Here is a 19,142-nt window from a genome sequence, read left to right as displayed (position 1 = left end):
GTATGACCTTTGCGCTGCACGGAATTCCGGTATCCAAAGGCATTGCCATTGGCCAAGCGGTACTGATTTCACGTGCAGCTTTAGAGGTAAGTCATTATTTGGTTGAACCCGGTAAAGAAGAGGCGGAAGCCCAAAAGTTACTAGACGCATTTAATCAAGTCCGTTTAGAGCTAGATCAATTGCGCCTGGGCTTGCCTAAGGATGCCCCGCAAGAGATGGCAGCGTTCTTGGATGTGCACGGCATGATCTTGGCCGACCCGGCCTTAGCAGAAAAACCAATCAAGCTTATTCGTACACAACGATTGAATGCTGCTTGGGCCTTGACTACCGAACTCAATGATCTTTTAGAGCAGTTTGCTGAGATTGAAGACCCGTATTTAAAAGAACGTGCGAATGATATTCGTCAGGTAGCTGAGCGAGTCATCAAAGCCCTGAATGCCCAGAAAGATGCGCTAAATGAACCTGATTTTTTGCCATCGAGTGATGTGGGTGTGGAGTCCATTATCGTTGCTCACGACATTGCGCCGCATGACATGCTGCGCTTTAAAGAGCATGCATTTACAGGCTTTGTTACTGACTTAGGTGGCAAAACCTCGCATACTGCTATCGTGGCGCGAAGTATGGAGATACCTGCTGTAGTTGGTGTGCGCCATGCTAGCGAAATGATTCGCCATGGTGATTGGCTCATTTTAGATGGCGAGCAAGGTATTGTTGTGGTTGCTCCTGATGAGCAACTACTAGCTGAGTATCGCAAATTACAAACCCAGGCATTAAAGGAGGCTCGTAAACTCCAGCAGTTAAAGCACTCCAAAACAGAGACTTTAGATCGAGTAGACATTGAGCTCTTTGCCAATATTGAGTTGCCAGAAGATGCGATACAGGCAGTAAAACTAGGCGCAGTGGGGGTGGGTTTATTTCGTTCTGAGTTTTTATTCATGGATCGTAAGCAAGCGATGCCGGATGAGGAACAGCAATACCAAGAATACCGTCGTGTAGTTGATCTTATGCATGGCTTGCCAGTCAACATCAGAACGATTGACGTTGGCGCTGATAAAGCTTTGGGTGCGGGTGGTACCGACGTATCACAGACAGGCACATCACCATTGGGTTTGCGGGCGATTCGTTGGTCCTTGACAGAGCCAGAAATTTTCTTAACTCAATTAAGAGCAATTTTGCGCGCATCCGCTCATGGTCAAGCACGCATCATGATTCCAATGTTGGCTCATGCCAAGGAAATCGATGAAACATTCCGCTTGATTGAAAAAGCAAAGCAACAGTTATTGCAGCGTGGTCAATCTTTTAATCCGAATATCCAAGTCGGCGCCATGATTGAAATTCCCGCTGCCGCTTTGGTCTTGCCTTTATTTATCAGCCACTTTGATTTCTTGTCGATTGGTACTAATGATTTAATTCAATATACCTTGGCAATTGATCGCGCTGATCATGCAGTAGCGCATTTGTATGATCCCTTGCATCCAGCAATTTTGAATTTGATGGCTAGCATTATTGATCAGGCTAAGCGCGCTAATATACCAGTTGCTGTGTGTGGTGAGATGGCGGGAGATCCAATGCTCACCAAGTTATTGCTTGCGATGGGACTGACGGATTTTTCAATGCATTTCAGTCAGCTCTTACTAGTAAAGCGAGAGATTCTAAAAGCCAATGTTGGCATGTTGAAGGCCCGCTTTCCTAGAGTGCTGAAGGCTTATGAGCCTGAAGCTCAGGCTAAGGCCTTAGAACGCCTGCTGGCGTAAATCTTCAGCGCTTAGCGGGATTTGCCGCAGACTAGACAGTCGTGGTTGCGAGCGATGCGAATTTGATCTATCTGAGTGGTGCGCGCATTCCAGAGCAACATTCGCCCAATGAGTGGCTCTCCAAACGCAATCAATACTTGTAGTGCTTGTGCAGCTTGAATGGCACCAATAATGCCAACAAGCGGAGAAAAGATTCCCATGCTAGCGCAACTCACTTCTTCAAATTCTTCATCAGGAGAAAATATACAGGCGTAGCAGGGGGATGTAGCATTTCGGGAGTCAAATACAGAAACCTGACCATCAAACCGCAGGGCCGACCCCGAGACTAGAGGTATTTGATGTTTAACGCAGCTGGCATTAATGAGTTGTCGCGTTGAAAAGTTATCTGTGCAGTCTAAAACAATATCTACGCTAGGTAGTAATTCATCCAATAGCGCTTCAGTTGCCTTGGATTGTATTATTTCAATCTGAATACTAGAGTTCAATTGTTGTAAAAATTGTTTGCCTGAGGCAACTTTACTTTCACCAATTGTGGATTCAGTATGCATGATTTGGCGTTGTAGATTGGTGAGCTCAACTTCATCATGGTCTACTAATGTGATGTGCCCAACTCCGGCAGCTGCTAGGTATGGGGCTGCAGCGCTACCAAGGCCACCAGCACCGATGACTAGGGCGTGAGCATTTAATAGCTTTTCCTGACCTTCAACATCAATATCCTCAAGTAGAAGATGTCTTGAGTAGCGAAGTAGCTGCGCGTCATTCATTTGCAGGTCGTAAAGAATTTACTCAAGCTTAGATGAAGAGCGCTTCACCGGTTGACCGTTAATAAAAGCCACCGCTTGAGAAAGCATGAAATCATCGGCGCTACCAAGTTCAGGGGGCTTCTTGTTCTTTTCTTTCTCTTTTTCCTCGGGGGTTTTCTTGGCATTCTTCTCTTCGATGCGCTGTAACTCTTCAAGGCGACGTTGCTCGCGATCTTTAATCAATTTGTCTTCGGCTGTTTGTTTGTTGCGAAGATGCTTCTCGCTATCTATTTCACGAGTGATTAAAACATCATCAGGATCGCCATCTTTGTTTTGATCTACTGGAATATCAGGTTTCACGCCATAGGCCTGAATAGATTTACCGCTGGGGGTGTAGTAGTAGGCGGTCGTAATCTTAAGAGCGGAGTCATTACTCAGAGGGCGTACTGTTTGTACTGAGCCCTTGCCAAAAGTTGTCTTTCCAATAACGGTTGCGCGTTTGTAGTCTTGAAGCGCTCCTGCAACAATTTCAGAGGCAGATGCAGAGTAAGCATTTACTAAAACAACCATCGGTAGTTTTTTGTAAATCTCAGGCACGCCCGCCAAAGGATCGCCAGCTTCACTCAGTCGGTACATGGCTGGCGTTGCATTAAATACTTGCCTGGAGTCAGGCGCCTGCCCTTTGGTTGAGACAATGACGGCATCGGGTGGTAAGAAGGCCGCTGCTACTCCAACCGCGCCTTGTAATAATCCCCCACCATTATTTCTGAGATCAAGAATGATGCCCTTCATTTTTGGGTCTTGGTTAGCAAGCTCAGTTAATTTTTTGGCTAGATCTGGAACGGTGCGTTCTTGAAAGCTGGTAACACGTACCCAGGCAATATCGTTATCTAGGATCTTGGCTTTCACAGACTGGACTTTGATTTCTGCGCGAGTAATAGTTACCGGGAAACTACGCTCTTCACTCTTGCGATAAACAGTCAAGGTAATTTTTGTACCTGGTGTACCACGCATTGTGCGCACTGCTTTATCAAGCGACATTCCGCGGACAGGTTTGTCATCCAAGCGTGTAATTAAGTCGCCAGCCTGTAAGCCTGCGCGTGCAGCAGGGCTGTCTTCAATCGGATTGAGAACTTTAACAACACCATCTTCTGAGGTAATTTCAATTCCGAGGCCAGCAAACTTCCCAGAGGTTTGCTCTTGCATCTCCGCGAAATCTTTTTTGTCTAGAAAGGTTGAGTGTGGATCAAGACTGCTAACCATTCCCTTAACGGCATCAGTTAGTAGTTGCTTATCCTCAATGGGCTCGACATACTCACGTTTAATTTGAGCAAATACATTCGATAGCGTACGCAGTTCATCTAGGGGTAGCTGCGAGCCCTGCTGAGCGGTCGCTGATAACTGAATAGTGGCGGCAACACCAGCGATAAGGCCGACTGTAATGAGAGCAAAGTTCTTCAGAAATTGACGCATGTTATTTGTATTAATCCAAATAGAAGTGTTGAATTGGCTTGAGGTTGTCATCTAACTCGTAGACTAGGGGAATGCCATTGGGAACGTTAACTTCCATGATGGCCTCATCGGACATCTGGTCTAAATACTTAATCAAGGAGCGAATGCTATTACCATGAGCTACAAGTAGTACACGCTTGTTTGCTTTAAGTGCGGGTGCGATAGACTCATTCCAAAGTGGTAGAACACGTTCAACGTTATCTTTCAAGCATTCACCGAGTGGAATATCAGATGTGTTTAATTTTGAGTAGCGGCTATCATTTTTTGGATTACGCTCATCATCCGCTTCAAGCAATGGAGGGCGCACATCATAAGAACGTCGCCAAATATGGACTTGTTCATCGCCATACTTTGCTGCAGTTTCTGCTTTATTAAGGCCTGTGAGTGCACCATAGTGACGCTCATTCAATCGCCAACTATGTACTACTGGGATCCACATCAGATCCATGGTGTCTTGCACATGCCAGAGGGTCTTAATGGCACGTCTTAAAACAGACGTGTAGGCAATATCGAATTCATAGCCCGCTTTTTTAAGATTCTTCCCCGCCGCTAGGGCTTGTTCTGCGCCTTTAGGGGTTAAGTCAACGTCCGCCCAGCCAGTGAAGCGGTTTTCAAGGTTCCAGGCGGATTCGCCATGACGAATAAGGACAAGTTGTTTCATAGAGCCATTCTATAATCCGGTGATGAACTTTCTCACGCAAATTGATAATTTAGCGCTTATTGCCCTTCTGCTTGTTTCGGGCGCAGCGCTTTTCCTTCCTACATTATCTACGCTTATCAGCGGAAAAGGCTTGTCGCCTACTGAAGCGACTATTTGGATAAACCGCCGTAAAGCCCATGTTTTGGACTTACGTGCTGAAGAGGCATTTAAAGCGGGGCATCTACCTGGCGCGAAGATGGCTAATGTAGCCAGTCTAGAGGCTGCTATTGAAACTTTGAAGTTGGATCGCAAGCGCCCTCTAGTATTGGTTTGCGAGACTGGATCACAATCGCGCAAAGCCCTAGCTCGAGTTCAAAAGCTTGGATTTTTAGAGGTTGGTGTTTTAGAGGGCGGTGTTCAAGCCTGGAAAATTGCTGCTCTTCCATTGGTGAAATAAGAGAAGATATGCCAAAAGTCACAATGTACAGCACACAAGTTTGTCCATACTGCGTTATGGCGGAAAAACTGTTGCAAAAAAAAGGCGTGAGTAATTTAGAAAAGATTTTGATTGATCGTGATCCCGCTCAACGTGAGGTCATGATGACTCGCACTGGTCGCCGCACTGTCCCGCAAATTTACATTGATGAGACCCATGTGGGTGGTTACGATGATTTAGTTGCTTTGGATCGCGCTGGAAAGCTCGATCCTTTATTAGTTTGATAGATTAAATATAAAGAAAGTTTGTGATGACTGAACAATCTTCTGCTCCTAGCGCAGCCAATACCGAATCTCAAGATCCTTCATTTCGCATTCAACGCATCTACCTGAAGGATTTATCTCTGGAGCAACCCAATGCACCAGAAATTTTCCTGGTGGTTGCAGAGCCACAGGTACAAATTGAAGTGGATGTTGGCGTTAAGCCTATCAGCGGTGAACTCTTTGAGGTTACCCTAAGCTCTACCATAACTGCGCGCGTTGAAGGCAAGGTACTCTTCTTAGTTGAGGCTAATCAAGCAGGTATCTTTGAATTTAAAAATATCCCTGCTGAACAAATTGATCCAATGTTAGGCATTACTTGCCCAACAATTTTGTATCCATACCTGCGATCAAACATGGCCGATGTCATTAGTCGTGCTGGTTTCCAGCCGATCCATTTGAATGAAATTAATTTCCATGGAATGTACGAGCACAGATTGATGCAGGCGCAACAAGCTGCTGGCGATAGTGCTGGCGATAGTTCAGATGAAAGCAAAATCATTCTTCCGAATTAATCATCAAAAGCTAGGTCACAGATTATGAAAGTGACATTGCTTGGTGCCGGTGCTTGGGGGACTGCAATGGCCTCTCAAGCAGCACGTCAGCTTCAAGCAGAAGATGTGTGCTTATGGTCTCGTAGTGATAAACAGTTGCAAGATATTGTGCAAACGGGTGAAAACCAGTCTTACCTACCAGGCATTTCTTTGCCAAAAAATTTACTGCTAGAAAGCAATTTTGCTGCTGCAGTCAAACGAGTTGGTCCTGAAGATCTTTTAGTGATTGCAACTCCGATGTCTGGTCTCTCAGAAACTATTGCCAATGCTCTGAAGATTGCGAATCAGCCACTTAATATTATTTGGTTGTGTAAAGGCTTGGAGCCATCCACCGCGCTTTTGCCCCATCAAGTTGTAGGGCGTGAAGATCGAGCTCATAGTCATGGCCTAAAGCATGCTTATGGCGCTTTATCTGGGCCGAGTTTTGCTCATGAGGTAGGTGCAGGAATGCCATGTGCCTTAACCGTTGCCAGTTCTTCCACGCATCTTTGTGAAATCGTTCAAGCTGCTTTTCATCATGGCAATATGCGCGTTTATTCCAGCGATGATTTGATCGGTGTTGAATTGGGTGGTGCCGTAAAGAATGTATTAGCGATTGCTGCCGGTATTGGTGATGGCTTAAATTTAGGATTGAATGCGCGCGCTGCAGTGCTAACCCGCGGTCTTGCAGAGATGATGCGCTTGGTTAAAGCTGCTGGTGGTAAATCTGAAACCTGTATGGGTTTAACAGGTGTTGGCGATTTGATTTTGACTGCTACAGGAGATCTATCGCGCAATCGCCGTGTAGGGCTTGAGTTGGCTGCGGGAAAATCTTTAGATCAGATTTTGGCAAGTTTGGGTCATGTTGCCGAGGGTGTGTTGTGTGCCGCCGCAGTCAGTGATCTTGCAAAGCGTTTGGATGTAGAAATGCCGATCACAACAATGATGGGGGAAGTGCTCTCGAGCAAACTCACCCCAAAAGAGGCTCTTAAAAAGCTAATGGGCCGCGACCCAAAAATTGAATCTTAAGACCGTAAAGCTTCTTAGGTCTACTTGCCGCCTGCAAGACCATTCTGGCGCCAAGCTTCATATACCACAATGGCCACCGTATTGGATAGGTTTAGGCTGCGACTACTATCTTGCATCGCAAGACGCATCTGATTTCCAGCGGGAATTGAGTTGCGTACTTCATCAGTAATGCCTTTGGTTTCTGAGCCAAAGATGAAGTAATCATTCGCAAGATACCTTCCCTCATGAAACCTTCCCTTGCCCTTAGTGGTTAATGCAAAGAGATGCTGGGGATCGGGTTTTTCATTGATCAGAAACTGTGCCCAATTTGCGTGTACTTTGATACTTGCAAACTCGTGATAATCCAAACCGGCGCGACGCAATTTAGCGTCTTCCATTGGGAAGCCCAATGGTTCAATAAGATGCAGTTTTGCTCCCGTGTTGGCACACAAGCGAATAATGTTTCCCGTATTCGGAGGAATTTCTGGTTCGAATAAAACGATATTAAACATGCTGCATTTTCAATTCTTAAAGGACTGATCAAGTAAATTTTGTGGTTCTGAGTAATACCCAATTAATGACACGCAAGACCCCAATAGATTTGAGAATACGCGCAATTTCATTGAGTGTCGCACCGCTAGTCATCACATCATCAAAGACAATAACGATTTTGCCTTTCAAGCGAGATTGATATTGAGTGTCAATATAAAACATCTCCTGAATAGCATCTTGCCTTGCTACTAAGGTATTGCCTGCTTGATGGTCTGGGTGATGATGGCGTCTTAGGGCGTAAGGGAGCTTTTGCGCATGGTTGCTGCAGTGGATTCTCCTTGCCAGTTCCCAGCTTTGATTAAATCCTCGAGTGAGTAATTTTTCAGTACTTAATGGAACGGGGAGAAGAAAGTCTGCATGATGTTGTCCTAGCAGGTTCGATTGAATTTGATTCCATGCCTTAGCAAGCCCATGTGCAAATGCAATTCTCTTTTGGTATTTGAGTTGATGCAGGGCGTCTTGTAATATCCCGTCGTAGCAATCAAGACAATGAGTTTCATCAAAGAATGGTGAATGCTTTTTACACGATTGGCAATGTTGTTCATGAACTTCATATGCATTTAGCGGAATGCCACATTGATAGCAGCACTCGTAGTGAGTAAGGCTATGCTCCTGCAAAGCATTGAGGCATGAGACGCAAATAGAATTGTCTTGATATTGCTGACAAGCAATGCAAGCAGTGGGCAATATTTGTACGCTGATGGATTGAGTAAGATTCACTAGAAAATGCATGGGGCGCTGAGTATACTGAGCCAATGACCCAGCCAATTAGATGGTTACAAGACGAAATTGCAGACCGTATGTTGCAAAAACTCGATATCGTCAAATTAAAAGTTCAAGATATTTTGTTGATCCCAGATTTTTCTGGGAAGCATTTATATTCTTTTGCAAAGCGCTTTCCTGGGGCTCGCATCCATAGTGTTGCTGAACAGGGCTCATCTAGTTTTGACTTGTGGCGATCTAAAGTTTCGGCAAATTGGCGCACATTGTTTCGCAATGGGAAAACAAGCGCCATTGCAAGTTATCTCAATACTGGCAAATTTGATCTTCCTGATAATTCTGTTGATTTGGTATTTAGTAATTTATTGTTGCAAGACCTTGCCGACCCAAAGCATTTTTTGCAGGAGTGTTGGCGAGTGCTGCGAGAGGGCGGTTTGATTGCGTTTAGCTATCTAGGGCCTGACACCGGAAAAGAGCTACGCTCGATGGGTATAACCCCTTTTCAGCTCAAAAACCTATTAAACCCTTGGGATATGCACGATATGGGTGATGCACTAATGGGCGAGCGTTTTTCGGATCCCGTAATGGACATGGAATATCTGATGCTCGATTATGAAAAGCCAGCGCTGTTATTGGCAGATATCGAGGCTTTGAAGATGGGTACTCCTAGCACCAATTTTGCTTATGAAACGACAGAATTGCCCACAAAACTGACTTTAGAAGTGGTTTACGGGCACGCTTGGGCTATTGGCAAGCAACTTGCAAAAGCGCAGGACAGCGTTGCCTATATCGATATAAATCAAATTGGACGCAAGACTAGGTAATATCCTGCTTAAGTGTAAGTGCTTACTATCATTTTAAGCTCGACCAAGATTGGATGAAGGTGGGTTATCCCTGTTTGTTCTTGTGCCTAATTAACCCTATAATCACCGCTGGATGTATTGGCTTGAGACCGCATTTTGAGCATTTTGTGGCGCTTTTTGCTACTGTGCTCACGACAATAAACAGAGAATAAGATGAATTTATTTGGAAAAGTCACTAGGGCTTCGCTCTATCTAGTAGCAGCCTTCGGCACTGCTTTTGCACACGCAACTGAAAACATGCCTGGCGGTCCAGCTGTAAACCAGCTGAACTTCACTGCCCCAGCAACCAAAATCATGCAAGAAATCCATTGGCTTCATTGGATGATGTTGGTAATCTGCGCACTCATTTTTGTGGGCGTATTTGGCGTGATGTTCTATTCGATTTTGAAGCACCGTAAATCTTTAGGCCATAAGTCAGCCTCTTTCCATGAGAGCACCACTGTTGAAATTATTTGGACGGTGATTCCTTTGCTCATCGTTATTGGCATGGCATTGCCCGCAACTAAAACAGTTGTTGCCATGAAAGACACTACCAACTCTGACATCACCATTAAGACTACTGGCTACCAGTGGAAGTGGGGTTACGACTACATTAAAGGTGAAGGCGAAGGCATTAGCTTCTTATCTACTTTGTCTACTTCACGTGAAGCGATTAATAACCTAGCGCCAAAATCAAATACGTATTTGATGGAAGTGGATAACGAAATGGTCGTGCCAGTTGGCAAGAAGATTCGTTTGATCACTACTGCTAATGACGTTATTCATGCATGGACTATTCCAGCATTTGGTGTAAAGCAAGATGCGATCCCTGGTTTTGTTCGAGATACTTGGTTTAGAGCTGACAAGATTGGTACATTCCGCGGTCAGTGTTCAGAGCTTTGTGGTGCAGAGCATGCCTTTATGCCGATCGTTGTGAAAGTGGTTTCTGAAGAGGATTACACCGCTTGGGTAGCGCAGAAGAAAAAAGAAATGGGCGCTGCTGGAGATGATCCTTCAAAGGTTTACACCTTGGATGAGCAAAAAGAGCGTGGCGCAAAAGTGTACGCAGCGAACTGTGCTGCGTGCCATCAGCCTAACGGTAAAGGTGCGGGTGCGTTCCCAGCATTGGATGGCAGCAAAGTGGTGAATGGTCCTAAAGCGGGTCAATTCAACATTTTGTTAAACGGTAAAAATGCAATGCCGAAATGGGCTGGTGTACTTTCTGATGGCGATATTGCTGCAGTGATTACATACACCCGTAACTCATGGGGTAATAAAACGGGCGAAGTAATTCAGACCCAAGAAATTATTACCGCACGCGGCCAGTAATTCAGATTAACTAATATAGATAAAACGAAACCGGAGTAATTCATGAGCACAGTCTCTACTACCCACGATCACGCACACGATCACGCGCATGATGATCACACGCCACATGGTTGGCGTCGTTGGTTGTTCGCAACCAACCACAAAGACATCGGCACGATGTACCTGATGTTCTCGTTTGTTAGCTTATTAGCTGGCGGCGTGATGGCCTTGGGAATTCGTTTGGAATTATTCCAGCCTGGTTTGCAATTCTTCCGCCCTGAGTTCTTTAACCAGCTCACCACCATGCACGGCTTAGTGATGGTGTTCGGCGCGATCATGCCAGCTTTCGTTGGTTTTGCTAACTGGATGGTGCCATTGCAAATTGGTGCGTCTGATATGGCATTTGCTCGAATGAATAACTTCAGCTTCTGGATTCTGCCTGTAGCTGCAACCTTGTTATTGAGCTCATTCCTTGTTCCTGGTGGCGCCCCTGCGGGTGGTTGGACAATCTATGCTCCATTGACCTCACAAATGGGCCCTGGCATGGATATGGCGATTTTCTCGCTTCACTTGTTAGGCGCTTCTTCGATCATGGGATCGATCAATATCATCGTCACCATTTTGAATATGCGCGCTCCTGGCCTAACTCTGATGAAGATGCCAATGTTCTGTTGGACTTGGTTGATCACTGCTTACTTGTTGATTGCTGTGATGCCTGTTTTGGCTGGCGCGATCACCATGGTTTTGACTGATCGTCATTTCGGCACTTCATTTTTCTCTGCTGTTGGTGGTGGCGACCCAATCATGTTCCAGCATATTTTCTGGTTCTTTGGCCACCCAGAGGTTTACATCATGATTCTTCCAGCATTTGGAATCGTGAGTGAAATCGTTCCTGCTTTCTCCAGAAAAACATTGTTTGGTTACAGCTCCATGGTTTATGCAACCGCATCGATTGCGATCTTGTCATTCATCGTTTGGGCTCACCACATGTTTGCTACTGGTATGCCAGTAACGGGTCAACTGTTCTTCATGTACGCAACCATGTTGATCGCTGTTCCAACTGGTGTGAAGATTTTTAACTGGGTTGCAACAATGTGGAAAGGTTCAATGACCTTTGAAACTCCAATGTTGTGGGCTATCGGTTTTATCTTCGTATTTACGATGGGTGGTTTCACTGGTTTGATCTTGGCGATGGCGCCAATCGATATCGGCGTGCAAGATACGTATTACGTCGTTGCTCACTTCCACTATGTATTGGTAGCGGGCTCATTGTTTGCAATGTTCGCAGGCTTCTACTACTGGTGCCCTAAGTGGACCGGCTATATGGCGAATGAAACTCGCGGCAAGATCCACTTCTGGGCTTCCATGATTTTCTTCAACATCACCTTCTTCCCTATGCATTTCTTGGGCTTAGCTGGTATGCCACGTCGTTATGCAGACTATCCAACGCAGTTTGCTGATTTCAATATGATTGCTTCAATCGGTGCTTTAGGTTTCGGTTTAGCGCAGGTTTATTTCTTAATCTTTGTTGTGATGCCAGCGTACCGTGGCCAAGGTGAAAAAGCACCAATGAAGCCATGGGATGGCGCTAAAGGTTTGGAGTGGACTGTTCCTTCTCCTGCGCCTCATCATACTTTTGAAACTCCGCCTAGTGCAGAGCAAATGCGTGAAGCAGGAATTTAATTCTTCAAATAAACAAGCCCTGGCTGCGAATAACCGCAGGCTGGGCTTTGTCCTTTTGAGCGTCGTCCTGACCTTCTTTATTGGTATCGTGATCAAACGGAGCTTTTTAGGTTAACGCCTGCTTACAGCAATGGTTTCTACTCAGTCACTCAACCGTCAAATCTTAGTCAAGCTCTTAATTGCAGCGGTGATGATGTTTGGCTTTGGATATGCCTTAGTGCCAATGTATAAGGCTCTGTGTGAAGTTACTGGCATTAATGTCGTAACAAATAAGAATGATTATGGCGTTAGAGCCTTTAGTCCTAATAAGGTTGGCAATACCCAGGTTAACTATGCTCGTACGGTAACGATTGAGTTTGACTCAAATAGCCGTGGCCCATTCACATTCAAACCGGTTAAGAATTTTCTAGAAGTGCACCCGGGTGAGATGACAGAGATTGTTTATGAAGTCACCAATAATCAGAATCGTTCGGTAAGGGCGCAAGCCATACCAAGTTATGCGCCTAAAAGTGCGACAGAGTTTTTTACCAAACTAGAGTGTTTTTGTTTTCAAGAGCAAACATTGGCAGCAAATGAAACCAAGAAGATGCCAGTAGTTTTTGTAATTGATTCAGGCTTACCGGATGATGTGAAAACCATCACTTTGTCGTACACCTTTTTTGAGCTGGGCTTGGGCGGTACTCCACCGGCTCCTAAATCAAAGGTTGTTTCGTGAAGAAGAAAAGTAGCTTTACGCAGTCTATGAAAGCCGTGATGTGGGGTTTTTTAGGAGTGCGTAAGAAGTCAGGTTTGCAGGAAGATGTAGCGTCGTTAAGTTTTGTACACATTATTATTGCGGGAGTTGTTGGTGCCTTAATTTTTATGGCTATCCTGCTCTTAATAGTGAAAGTAGTTGTGTCCCATTGATTATTTTTTGATTGAATAGAGAGAATAAGATGTCATCCAATTCAACCCCACACTATTTCGTCCCTGGACTATCTAGGCATCCAGCTATGGCTGCACTTGGCCTCATTGGCTTTGCTTTTGGCATATCAGGCTGGGTTAACCATGCTCCTTGGGGTGGCCCCCTTACCCTGACGGGAGTAGCATTTGTTCTCTATGTGCTCTACAACTGGTTTGGTGACACGATTGCTGAGTCAAACGCTGGTAAGAATGGTGTCAACGTAGACATCTCTTATCGTTGGTCGATGGCATGGTTCATCTTCTCCGAGATCATGTTCTTTGGCGCATTCTTTGCGGCTCTCTTCTATGCTCGCAATATTGCAATGCCCTGGATGGGTGATGTTGAGAGCAAGTTGCTCTGGCCAGATTTTCAGGCTGTTTGGCCTAATGATGGTCCAGCTGGTTTGGTTGAGAAGTTCACTACCATGGGTCCTTGGCCAGTTCCAACCATCAATACTTTATTGTTGTTGAGTTCCGGCGTGACTATTACGATTGCTCACCACGCATTAGTAGAGAACCATATGAAGAGGGCCATTATTGGTTTGGCCGCAACTGTTGGTTTGGGCGCAATCTTCTTGGGTTTCCAGATGTATGAGTACTACCATGCATACCATGCGTTGAATCTGAAATTGACTTCAGGTATCTATGGCTCAACCTTCTTCATGTTGACAGGTTTCCACGGCTTCCACGTGTTCCTTGGTGGCACGATGTTGGCGATTGTCTTGCGTCGTATGATTCGCGGCGATTTCACAGCTAAGCATCACTTTGCCTTTGAGGGTGCTGCTTGGTACTGGCACTTTGTTGACGTTGTATGGCTTGGTTTGTACATCGCTGTTTACTGGATGTAACTAGAATAAAAAATCGGGGCTCTAAGCCCCGATTTGTTTCTGAGGACTCTAATTTGTAGCAGTTTAGTTTGTGCCAACCTTGATTCCAGTCGCTTCAATGAGGCCAAAGTAGTGGGCCAGCAAAATACCTAGAAATAGCGCAATAGATAAGCCAATTCGCAGCATGAGGGAATGAACCATTCTAGCGCTATTGCCCTTATCTTTCATCATGTAATAAAGCGCTGAGCCTAAGCTAGCAACGATCATTAGTAGGACAATTGGAATAATCCACTTCATCTCAAATCCTTATCTTGAATCCTTTAAATAGTCTCTTTCACAGCCTTGTGACAAAGCGCATAGTTGCTACTGTATCAGCCTTGCTGGTGGTTGCGCTTAGTTGCGGAGCGGGCGTTTGGCAGTTGAGTAGAGCCAGCAGCAAAATTGCATTAGCAGCTAATTTATTAGCTCGACAACAAATGCCAATTTTGAGTGCTAATGCAGGGCCTTGGACCTTGGAAGAGGTCGGTGAACGCCGCATGATCGCACGTGGCCAGTTTATTTCCGAAGGCGCTATCTGGTTAGATAACCGTCCAAGACCTATCCCCGCCGCTGGTACCGCCTCATCCCAAGCGGGGTTTTATTTGATGATGCCCTTGCGCTTAGAGGGTCGCGATGAAGTACTTTGGATTAATCGCGGTTGGGCTCCGCGAAATAATGAGAATCGAGAAACTTTACCGCCAGTGAAAACTCCCGCAGGGATTGTGAATGTTGAGGGTATCGTCTTTGCTCATCCAGGTAAGGTTTATGAACTAGGGGATGGCAAACCTTCAGGTGATGTAGGCAAGCCAAAGATAGAGCAAAACTTCAATCTAACGGCTGAAGGTAATCTTCGTGGTTGGAATCAGGCCCCATTCATCTTGCGTGAAGAAAATATGGGGATTGAAGATGGTTTATTACGAGAGTGGTCACCTCTGACAAGTGGAGTCGATCGCCATTATGCTTATGCATTCCAGTGGTTTGCTTTAGCAACTTGTGGATTCTTGTTTTGGTTGATTACTGGCCTGCGTCAATATTGGCGTCAGGATGTAAAGGATAGGGCTTAGGCGTGAGTGATAAAGAGTTATTAATTCCGGCTTCTCAAACAGATTCTTCGGCAATCAATGCGCGAACTCGCCGTGGCCGCATTCAAATGCTGCTGCTATTGCTGGCTTGCGCTAGTCCTGTAATTGCATCCTACTTTGCCTACTACGTGATTAAGCCTGAGGGTGGAAAAACCAATTTTGGTACCTTGATATACCCAGCCCAGGAATTCAATAGTGCTTGGCTCGATGTTCCACTAAAAGGTAAATGGACTTTGTTGATTGCCCGCCCTGCAGGTGAGTGTCAAGTGAAAGACAAAGAATGTGTGGAAGCATTATTTCTTATGCGCCAAACCAGAGTGGCAATGGGCAGAGAAAGCGGACGTGTTCAGCTGATTTGGGTCAATACGGATGGCAAGGCTGTGGACCCTGAGCTTACAAAAGCGTATGACGAAAAGACGGCAGGGCTTAAGGTAGTTTCGTTGTCCTCAGATCCTAAATCTCGTGCTGAGTTTGACACTTGGCTGAATAAAGAGGGCGCTGGCAAAGAGATTCAGTTGATCGATCCAAGTCCAGCGAAGATGATGTATTTCCCAGTGACTAATTCGCCTAAAGAATTTTCTAGTTTGAAGAAAGATTTAGAAAAACTCTTGAAGTTAAATCACAAGGGTGAGAGTTTGTAATGCCCAATATTGTTTTGTTCTTAGAGTTGGCCGCTATTGCAATCGTCTTTGCAGGTCTGCCCTTGGCTTATCTCTGGACAAGGCCAGGCTATAGTTTTTTTCAGAAACTCAATTGGGTTTTGGTGTTTATGACTTTTGATTTAATTGTGTTTGGCGCCTTTACGCGCTTAACCGACTCAGGTCTTGGTTGCCCAGACTGGCCTGGTTGCTATGGCACCTCCAATCCCTTTCATGCGTTGAGCGACATACAGCAAGCTCAAAGTGCGTTGCCCAGCGGGCCTGTAACTGTCATGAAAGCTTGGATTGAAATGATTCACCGCTATTTGGCGATGACTGTTGGCGCATTGATCTTGGTACAAGTAGGCTTAGCCTTCAGTAAACTCAAAACGCTTGGCAAAAGCCCATTGTTTGGTAGCTTAGGTTTGCTCCTATTGGTGTGTATTCAGGGCGCTTTTGGCGCATGGACTGTGACCCTTAAATTGCAACCGATTATTGTGACTATTCATTTGATGTTGGCGCTGGCCCTATTAGCCGGTTTAACTGCTTATGCTCAACAAGCGTGGGAAGAAAAAATTTCTGCAGTACGCACACTGCGAGTTAAACCTTTGCCGGCCGTTTTGTTATTGATAGCTTTTATAGTGCTTGTCATTCAGGTCTTCTTGGGTGCTTGGGTGAGTACCAACTACGCTGTGCTCGCCTGTCCAGACTTTCCGACTTGTTTGGGTTTGGCATGGCCGGAAACCAATTGGACTGAAGGTTTCACGCTTTGGCGTCAGCTTGGATTAAATGCCCAGGGCGAGTTTATTTCTCCTGTTGCGTTACAGACCATTCACTGGGCGCATCGCCTATTTGCAGTATTGGTATTAGGGGCCCTCTCATTCTTGGGTTGGCGGGCTCTCAAGCTAACTACATTAGCAACAACAGGGCTTAAACGTTTTGCCAAACTCTTGTTTAGTCTGCTTGCTTTGCAGATTCTGACGGGTATCTCAAACGTAGTATTTCAATGGCCCTTGTTGGCGGCTTTATTGCATACGGCCGGTTCTGCTGCTTTGGTATTCTGTTTAGTCAGAATGAGTTACTGGGCTTCTTGGAAGTCATTATGAATACACCTCAAACATCTACAACAGTGGCGATGCCACGTTGGCGTCAGTACTGGGTTCTAACAAAACCTAGAGTGACTCAGCTCGCAGTCTTTTGTGCAGTCATTGGTATGTTCTTGGCTACACCAGGCATGGTTCCATACCCAGTTCTCTTTGGCGGCATTATTGGGATATGGCTTTTAGCAGGCGCGGCATTTGCTGTGAACTGTTTAATTGAGCAGGCAGTGGATGCCAAGATGAAACGCACATCCTGGCGTCCATCGGCAACTGGTGAAGTGACGCCTTTTCATATTATTGTTTTTTCGATCATTCTTGGTTCTTTGGGAATGATCATCTTGTGGAACTTTTGCAACCCTTTAACGATGTGGCTGACATTAGCTACCTTTGTAGGGTATGCAGTCATCTACACTTGGTTACTGAAGCCCGCTACCCCGCAGAATATTGTGATCGGCGGCTTATCCGGCGCGATGCCGCCCGCACTAGGTTGGGCAGCGGTAACGAATACGCTTTCAGCAGAAGCATGGCTACTAGTCCTCATCATTTTTGTATGGACGCCGCCGCATTTTTGGGCCTTAGCTTTATATCGTCGCGATGATTATGTGCAGTCCGGGTTGCCAATGCTTCCAGTGACTCATGGTGAGCGTTTTACCTTGCTCAATATTGTGCTCTATACCTTGATTTTGATTGCCGCAACCTTGCTGCCCTACATTTATGGCATGAGTGGCATGGTGTATTTGATTTCCGCAATTATTCTGGGCTTGATGTTCTTGGCTTATGTGACTGCATTGTTTATTTCTTATAGCGATGCATTGGCTAAAAAGACCTTTCGCTTTTCAATTACCTATTTGTCTTTGCTGTTTGCAGCCTTGCTAATAGATCACTACTTCCTTTGAAATGAATATCAATTTATTGCGCAAGATCTCTATCGCACTCTTTATTTTGTTGTTGGCCGCATGCAGCCCAAAGCCTGAGTTTAAAAATATCGATATCACTGGCAGCACAGCATTTGGCAAAGACTTTAGCTTGCTAGATCCGGATGGCAAGGTGAGAACGCTTGCCGACTTTAAGGGCAAAGTGGTGGTGATGTTCTTTGGGTATACCCAGTGCCCTGATATTTGCCCGACTACTTTGACAGAGATGCAGCAGGTCATGACCTTATTGGGTCCGCACTCCGATAAAGTACAGGTACTATTTGTAACGGTTGATCCTGATCGTGATACTGCAGCAATTTTGAAGCAGTATGTTCCGTCTTTTGATTCACGCTTCCTAGGATTACGCCCTGCAGATGAAGCTGCGCTAGAAAAAGTCAGCAAAGACTTCAAGATTTATTACAAGAAAGTACCAGGCACTAGCCCAGGTTCTTACACCATGGACCACACTGCCGGTAGTTACGCATTTGATCCTGAAGGGCGACTGCGTTTGTACATCAAGCACGCTCAAGGTCCAGAGACCTTGGCGCATGACTTGAAAGAACTTTTAAAGTAAGAGAATGGAGCTGAAGCGGCTCTAAGCTGCTTCAGCCTGCAACATGCCGCGCATCTTTTTGAGGGCGGCTGTTTCAATTTGGCGAACACGCTCTGCAGAGATGCCATACTCAGCTGCAAGATCATGCAGGGTCTTGGTGCCGTTGCCATCAGCATCCATTGCTAACCAGCGGGATTGCACAATATTACGACTGCGCTCGTCTAAAGCCATCAAAGCTTGATCTAATTTAGGACCCTGTAATGCGTCAGCTTCTGCATGGGCGATACGCTCAGTTGGCTCTTGGCTGTTGTCAGCAAGCCATTGAATAGGCGCATAAGCAGCCTCTTCATCGCTATCATCGGCCTCAAGCGCAACGTCACCACCAGCAAGACGCATTTCCATTTCTTTAACGTCGGAACCTTTTACATCAAGTGCTTTTGCTAAAGCGTCTACCTCACCTGGAGTGAGTGCGCTCAAAGTAGGTTTGTTGCTGCGTAAGTTAAAGAACAGTTTACGCTGTGCTTTAGTAGTCGCCATTTTGACTAAGCGCCAATTCTTGAGAATGTACTCATGAATTTCGGCTTTGATCCAATGGATTGCATAAGAGACTAAGCGTGCACCGTTGCTTGGGTCATAACGTTTGACCGCTTTCATCAAGCCGATATTGCCTTCTTGAATTAAGTCTGCATGTGGAATGCCATAGCCAAGATACTGACGTGCAACAGAAACAACGAGGCGCAAATGTGAAAGCACTAAAGTTTTAGCGGCCTCAACGTTTTCAGTGCGACGAAATTCTTGCGCCAGATGCAACTCTTCTGCAGCGCTAAGCATCGGTACGCGATTAACGTATGCAATATACGACTCGAGAGTGCCAACCCCAAGGGATGGCAGCATCGGAAAAGCGGACGCCGCTGCAGCCTGCGCTACAGATAGCCTTTGCAAATTCGGTTTGTCAGATTTCTTTTGAACCATTTTTTATAAATATGAGGTGTTAAT

At 45.6% G+C, this 19,142-nt stretch carries 24 protein-coding genes; 17 read left to right on the top strand and 7 right to left on the bottom strand.

The features are described 5' to 3' along the window. Window positions 1-2: 2 nt before the first annotated feature. Entirely contained in the window at window positions 3-1,754 is a 1,752-nt protein-coding gene (gene ptsP / locus A8O14_RS10870) for a phosphoenolpyruvate--protein phosphotransferase (RefSeq protein WP_068949528.1), read from the top strand. A gap of 11 nt (window positions 1,755-1,765) precedes the next feature. Here the strand turns inward: ptsP and A8O14_RS10865 are convergent, their stop codons facing one another. From A8O14_RS10865 to gpmA, 3 genes are read right to left on the bottom strand one after another with little or no spacing between them, the layout of a single operon-like run. Then, on the bottom strand, window positions 1,766-2,518 hold the full coding sequence (locus A8O14_RS10865; RefSeq protein WP_068949527.1) for a HesA/MoeB/ThiF family protein: 753 nt from the start codon (window positions 2,516-2,518) through the stop codon (window positions 1,766-1,768). Window positions 2,519-2,536: 18 nt separating this feature from the next. After that, complete coding sequence (locus tag A8O14_RS10860; protein ID WP_068949526.1) at window positions 2,537-3,970, bottom strand: S41 family peptidase; 1,434 nt, start codon at window positions 3,968-3,970, stop codon at window positions 2,537-2,539. 10 nt (window positions 3,971-3,980) lie between these two features. Further along, window positions 3,981-4,670 carry a 2,3-diphosphoglycerate-dependent phosphoglycerate mutase gene (gene gpmA / locus A8O14_RS10855; RefSeq protein ID WP_068949525.1) on the bottom strand — a complete coding sequence of 230 codons (690 nt, stop codon included), beginning with the start codon at window positions 4,668-4,670 and terminating at the stop codon, window positions 3,981-3,983. A gap of 22 nt (window positions 4,671-4,692) precedes the next feature. On the opposite strand from gpmA, the gene A8O14_RS10850 reads away from it, so the two are divergent. From A8O14_RS10850 to A8O14_RS10835, 4 genes are read left to right on the top strand one after another with little or no spacing between them, the layout of a single operon-like run. Then, the gene (locus A8O14_RS10850; RefSeq protein WP_068949524.1) at window positions 4,693-5,106 is read left to right on the top strand and encodes a rhodanese-like domain-containing protein; all 414 of its coding nucleotides are present in this window, start codon (window positions 4,693-4,695) and stop codon (window positions 5,104-5,106) included. Window positions 5,107-5,114: 8 nt separating this feature from the next. Further along, window positions 5,115-5,369, top strand: a complete 255-nt coding sequence (gene grxC / locus A8O14_RS10845; RefSeq protein ID WP_068949523.1) for a glutaredoxin 3 — start codon at window positions 5,115-5,117, stop codon at window positions 5,367-5,369. 26 nt (window positions 5,370-5,395) lie between these two features. Further along, on the top strand, window positions 5,396-5,920 hold the full coding sequence (gene secB, locus A8O14_RS10840; RefSeq protein ID WP_068949522.1) for a protein-export chaperone SecB: 525 nt from the start codon (window positions 5,396-5,398) through the stop codon (window positions 5,918-5,920). A 24-nt stretch (window positions 5,921-5,944) separates the two neighbouring features. After that, window positions 5,945-6,967: an NAD(P)H-dependent glycerol-3-phosphate dehydrogenase gene (locus tag A8O14_RS10835; RefSeq protein ID WP_068949521.1), complete on the top strand. Its 1,023-nt coding sequence runs from the start codon at window positions 5,945-5,947 to the stop codon at window positions 6,965-6,967. Window positions 6,968-6,987: 20 nt separating this feature from the next. Here A8O14_RS10835 and trmL read toward each other — a convergent pair whose 3' ends face one another. Together trmL and A8O14_RS10825 are read right to left on the bottom strand one after the other, a co-directional pair. Continuing rightward, window positions 6,988-7,458: a tRNA (uridine(34)/cytosine(34)/5-carboxymethylaminomethyluridine(34)-2'-O)-methyltransferase TrmL gene (gene trmL / locus A8O14_RS10830; RefSeq protein ID WP_068949520.1), complete on the bottom strand. Its 471-nt coding sequence runs from the start codon at window positions 7,456-7,458 to the stop codon at window positions 6,988-6,990. Window positions 7,459-7,486: 28 nt separating this feature from the next. Next, window positions 7,487-8,230, bottom strand: a complete 744-nt coding sequence (locus tag A8O14_RS10825; RefSeq protein WP_068949828.1) for a ComF family protein — start codon at window positions 8,228-8,230, stop codon at window positions 7,487-7,489. 23 nt (window positions 8,231-8,253) lie between these two features. Here A8O14_RS10825 and A8O14_RS10820 point away from each other — a divergent pair, with 23 nt between their 5' ends. From A8O14_RS10820 to A8O14_RS10795, 7 genes are all read left to right on the top strand, one after another. Beyond that, a complete protein-coding gene (locus A8O14_RS10820) occupies window positions 8,254-9,042 on the top strand; it encodes a methyltransferase domain-containing protein (RefSeq protein ID WP_228385076.1) in 789 nt (262 codons plus the stop codon). A gap of 276 nt (window positions 9,043-9,318) precedes the next feature. After that, the gene (coxB, locus tag A8O14_RS10815) at window positions 9,319-10,389 is read left to right on the top strand and encodes a cytochrome c oxidase subunit II (RefSeq protein ID WP_370623054.1); all 1,071 of its coding nucleotides are present in this window, start codon (window positions 9,319-9,321) and stop codon (window positions 10,387-10,389) included. A gap of 42 nt (window positions 10,390-10,431) precedes the next feature. After that, the gene (ctaD, locus tag A8O14_RS10810; protein ID WP_068949518.1) at window positions 10,432-12,051 is read left to right on the top strand and encodes a cytochrome c oxidase subunit I; all 1,620 of its coding nucleotides are present in this window, start codon (window positions 10,432-10,434) and stop codon (window positions 12,049-12,051) included. Continuing rightward, window positions 11,951-12,166 carry a cytochrome oxidase small assembly protein gene (locus A8O14_RS11960; protein ID WP_216217828.1) on the top strand — a complete coding sequence of 72 codons (216 nt, stop codon included), beginning with the start codon at window positions 11,951-11,953 and terminating at the stop codon, window positions 12,164-12,166. The genes ctaD and A8O14_RS11960 overlap by 101 nt, the downstream gene beginning before the upstream one ends. Before the next feature lie 15 nt (window positions 12,167-12,181). Beyond that, window positions 12,182-12,766: a cytochrome c oxidase assembly protein gene (locus tag A8O14_RS10805; RefSeq protein ID WP_068949517.1), complete on the top strand. Its 585-nt coding sequence runs from the start codon at window positions 12,182-12,184 to the stop codon at window positions 12,764-12,766. A 26-nt stretch (window positions 12,767-12,792) separates the two neighbouring features. Next, window positions 12,793-12,957, top strand: coding sequence for a DUF2970 domain-containing protein (locus tag A8O14_RS10800; RefSeq protein ID WP_071608698.1), 165 nt, complete (start codon window positions 12,793-12,795; stop codon window positions 12,955-12,957). Window positions 12,958-12,986: 29 nt separating this feature from the next. Beyond that, window positions 12,987-13,841 carry a cytochrome c oxidase subunit 3 gene (locus A8O14_RS10795; protein ID WP_068949515.1) on the top strand — a complete coding sequence of 285 codons (855 nt, stop codon included), beginning with the start codon at window positions 12,987-12,989 and terminating at the stop codon, window positions 13,839-13,841. 63 nt (window positions 13,842-13,904) lie between these two features. Here A8O14_RS10795 and A8O14_RS10790 read toward each other — a convergent pair whose 3' ends face one another. Next, a complete protein-coding gene (locus A8O14_RS10790) occupies window positions 13,905-14,117 on the bottom strand; it encodes a twin transmembrane helix small protein (RefSeq protein ID WP_068949514.1) in 213 nt (70 codons plus the stop codon). Between the two features lie 47 nt (window positions 14,118-14,164). On the opposite strand from A8O14_RS10790, the gene A8O14_RS10785 reads away from it, so the two are divergent. The 5 genes from A8O14_RS10785 to A8O14_RS10765 are packed head-to-tail and all read left to right on the top strand — an operon-like array spanning window position 14,165 to window position 18,167. After that, a complete protein-coding gene (locus A8O14_RS10785) occupies window positions 14,165-14,923 on the top strand; it encodes an SURF1 family protein (RefSeq protein ID WP_228385075.1) in 759 nt (252 codons plus the stop codon). A gap of 2 nt (window positions 14,924-14,925) precedes the next feature. Further along, the gene (locus A8O14_RS10780; RefSeq protein WP_068949513.1) at window positions 14,926-15,582 is read left to right on the top strand and encodes a hypothetical protein; all 657 of its coding nucleotides are present in this window, start codon (window positions 14,926-14,928) and stop codon (window positions 15,580-15,582) included. Continuing rightward, complete coding sequence (locus A8O14_RS10775; protein WP_082913175.1) at window positions 15,582-16,685, top strand: COX15/CtaA family protein; 1,104 nt, start codon at window positions 15,582-15,584, stop codon at window positions 16,683-16,685. The genes A8O14_RS10780 and A8O14_RS10775 overlap by 1 nt, the downstream gene beginning before the upstream one ends. Continuing rightward, a complete protein-coding gene (gene cyoE, locus A8O14_RS10770) occupies window positions 16,682-17,575 on the top strand; it encodes a heme o synthase (protein ID WP_068949512.1) in 894 nt (297 codons plus the stop codon). Before A8O14_RS10775 ends, cyoE begins: the two co-directional genes overlap by 4 nt. Before the next feature lies 1 nt (window position 17,576). After that, window positions 17,577-18,167 carry an SCO family protein gene (locus tag A8O14_RS10765; protein WP_068949511.1) on the top strand — a complete coding sequence of 197 codons (591 nt, stop codon included), beginning with the start codon at window positions 17,577-17,579 and terminating at the stop codon, window positions 18,165-18,167. A 21-nt stretch (window positions 18,168-18,188) separates the two neighbouring features. Here the strand turns inward: A8O14_RS10765 and rpoH are convergent, their stop codons facing one another. Beyond that, window positions 18,189-19,118, bottom strand: a complete 930-nt coding sequence (gene rpoH, locus A8O14_RS10760; protein ID WP_068949510.1) for an RNA polymerase sigma factor RpoH — start codon at window positions 19,116-19,118, stop codon at window positions 18,189-18,191. Between the last annotated feature and the right edge of the window lie 24 nt (window positions 19,119-19,142).

This window comes from Polynucleobacter wuianus (genome assembly GCF_001659725.1).
Lineage (GTDB): Bacteria > Pseudomonadota > Gammaproteobacteria > Burkholderiales > Burkholderiaceae > Polynucleobacter > Polynucleobacter wuianus.
The sequence above is the reverse complement of the archived record's forward strand: the minus strand, read 5'-3'. Positions and strand labels throughout refer to the sequence as shown.